At 58.5% G+C, this 2,891-nt stretch carries 1 protein-coding gene and 2 pseudogenes; all 3 read right to left on the minus strand.

Annotation, left to right across the window (positions count from 1 at the left end):
* Positions 1-342, minus strand: a pseudogene (locus AC1DMK_RS30895) (ISAzo13-like element transposase-related protein); the annotation flags it as partial.
* 76 nt (positions 343-418) lie between these two features.
* Positions 419-1,678 carry a group II intron reverse transcriptase/maturase gene (ltrA, locus tag AC1DMK_RS30900; RefSeq protein ID WP_477864022.1) on the minus strand — a complete coding sequence of 420 codons (1,260 nt, stop codon included), beginning with the start codon at positions 1,676-1,678 and terminating at the stop codon, positions 419-421.
* A gap of 550 nt (positions 1,679-2,228) precedes the next feature.
* A pseudogene (locus AC1DMK_RS30905) lies at positions 2,229-2,792 on the minus strand (ISAzo13-like element transposase-related protein); the annotation flags it as partial.
* Positions 2,793-2,891 lie beyond the last annotated feature (99 nt).

Raw genomic sequence — 2,891 nt, forward strand, 5'->3', positions numbered from 1 at the left:
CAAGTCGGTCTCGTCGGCCAGTTTCTGCAATTCCAACTTCCATAGCCTGACGCGCGCGCCGTTTGAGCCGCCGCAATCGGCCGTGACGGTCAGTTCACGTGCCTTGGGATAGCGCTCTCGTCCCATGCGATCGAGCCAGTACCGGATCGACTGAACGGCGAACTCGGCCGTATCGGCGGTAATGCCCAAGCTGACGAAGCCCGCGTTCGCCGTCACGTCGTAGATGCCGTAAGGCACCACCTTGCCCAGTTCCTTGTCCTCGAAGTCGTGCACCTTGACGCGGATCGGCGTGCCTTTCGGGCGATAGTCGCTGCCGACATTCTTGTAGTTGCCCACCAGTTGGTGAGTAGGCCAGTGGAATTGCACCACCAGCCTCTCGCAGAACGGTGCGTGAGACTCTCACCTCACACCGCTCCCATCAGGCGAACGCGCCGATCATTCCTCTGCGCCAGTGTTCGAAGAGCGAGGGACGGGTTTGAACGCACTTCTCAAGGAAGCGCGCCGCCCCAACCTTACGCCCTTGAAAGCGCTTGAACTTCCGCATCACCCATCCCACGAGCGTCAAATTGACGTGTCGCAGCATGGCCTCCAACGCCCAGGGATTGTACCGACCGTAATACTGTATCCATCCCCGCAGGAGCGGATTGAGTATATGGGCAATATCGTCCAGTGAGCGCACGGTTAACCGTCGGATATTCAAGTCCCGGACCGTCGATCGTATGGCCTTCAACGAGGAAGGGCTGACTGCGGGCGTGAAGCTACAAAACAGTTCCCTGTTTCGAGAGCTTCTGACCACGCGCGGCCGGAATTGGTATCCAAGAAAGTCAAGAGTGACGTTCGGATACCTCCCTTTGCGCTTTCCGTCCTTACAATAAACGATCTTGGTTTTGGTGGGATGCATTTCCAGCTGGCATTCCGCCAGCCTTGCTTGAAGGGCGGCCCTGATGGCCTCCGCTTCCTGTTCGGTCCGGCAGTGCACCAGACCGTCATCCGCATACCGGCACCATGGGAGGTCGGGGTATGTCCGGTCCATCCACAGATCAAATGCGTAGTGCAGGAAAAGATTTGAAAGACTCGGGCTGACTACACCCCCTTGCGGGGTGCCGCGATCACGCTCTATCCTTTGTCCATCCTGTTCCATGGGCGCCGTCAGCCATCTTTCGATATAGAGCACCGCCCATTGACACTTGACATGCTTGCGGACGGCCTTGAGCAAGAGATCGTGTGGAAGATTGTCAAACAGGCCCTTGATATCAAACTCTAAAACCCAATCATATTTCCAGCACCGCTGACGCGTGATCCCTACGGCGTCCAGAGCCGATTTGCCCGGCCGGTAGCCGTAGGAATCTGGCCGGAAGATCTGATCAAGTTCCGGTTCGATGAACTGCTTGACCACCATCTGCGCGATCCGATCGCTCACGGTGGGCACACCCAAAATCCGCTGGCCCCCAGTCTTTTTGGGAATGGGGACGGCGCGCACCGGTGGCGGAAAGTAGCTTCCCGAACTCATCCTGTTCCAGATCTTGTAGAGATTACCCTTCAAGTCGGCTTCGAACTGCTCGATCGTCTGCCCGTCCACGCCGGCCGCACCACCATTGGATTTGACCGCTTTATAAGCTTCGTACACCAGCCGCTTATCGATCCTAAACGGCTTGTCTGTCGTATCCGTCGACGTCATCCTGTCTCCAGTTGTTTCAAAAGATACGACCACCTGACCCGACCCCTTCGCTCCAGCCCCATTACAGGACTTTCATCACTACTACGGGTCGGTCCGCCCCAGCTTCCTGCATCGGTACTCTCGCCTCGCAGCTTTCGGCCGCTTGTGCTTCTCCCTTGCCATCAGCAAGCTGGTTCCTGCAGTTCCGCGCAAAAGCCTGTGTCCACCTCACGCCCCCTATACGCCGGTCGCCGTCCGCACAGTCATCAGGCTTCCTGCGGACTTGTCTCAGGAGAAAAAAGCGCCCCTGGTTTTGACGACACTTGATACTTTAACGACGCGTCATCGGCGGGTTTGCTTGCGCTCGTCTTTTGGACACTCACCTGCCCTAAGTCTTGCTTAGGACTTTTCACCCGACGCTCACCACCACGGCTCTTTACCGCAGCAGCTCGGGCTGGTTTGGAACCCGCTCCTGAAAGCCGATCCCGATGGGCCTGCCATCATCTTCCACGCAGCTTTACGATACGGCCTTAGTTCATGCTGAACTCCTTCCGTGCCTCTGCAGCACACCCTTTTTCTTAGTGTCGACCGAAATGACCGGTTGGCCCTTAGCCTGGGCGGCAATCACCTTCGTGTTGATGTGCTCGAACTGGGCGTTGCGATCGGGATGGTGCGAGCCTTCGTCCGCCTTGCGGTTGCGCTGACGGGAAAAACCCAGCTTCACCAATTCCTTGGCCACCGTGTCGGCGCTGATCGGGTGGCCCATCGCCGTCAGCGTGTCGGCGAGTTTATCCATGCTCTTCGACACCCAGAGCAAGGGCCGCTCGGGATCGCCAAGCGTGGCCGGCTCCACCAGTCGCTTCAACTGCGGAACAAGATCAGGATCAAGCGCGCTCACCGCTTTGCGCCCGCCGCCAGSACGCCGAACCTGCCCCTGCTCCAAAGGTATGGCATCCAGATCGTCCTGTCCGCGATTGATCGTCGACCGCGCCARCCCGGTGATCCGCGAGACCGCCGCAAGCCCGCCCCATCCCGCCGTGCTCGCCTCGGCCGCCGCAAACATCCGACGCCCGCGTTCATCAAGCTTGCGCCCCACTGTCGCCCAACGGTATCTGATGCCATCCTCGTCGATCATGCCATCGACATACGTCTATCTGATCCGCACGGGAATCCCCCGCCCATGAGTCAATCAGACGCACCCTCGACAAATGACGATTCAGTTATTGTTCGGAGC

This window comes from Rhizobium sp. 05L419 (assembly GCF_056397845.1).

What these genes read in the sequence shown, in the direction of transcription:
- ltrA (WP_477864022.1), bottom strand. Translation starts at nt 1,678, where the DNA reads ATGACGTCGACGGATACGACAGACAAGCCGTTTAGGATCGATAAGCGG.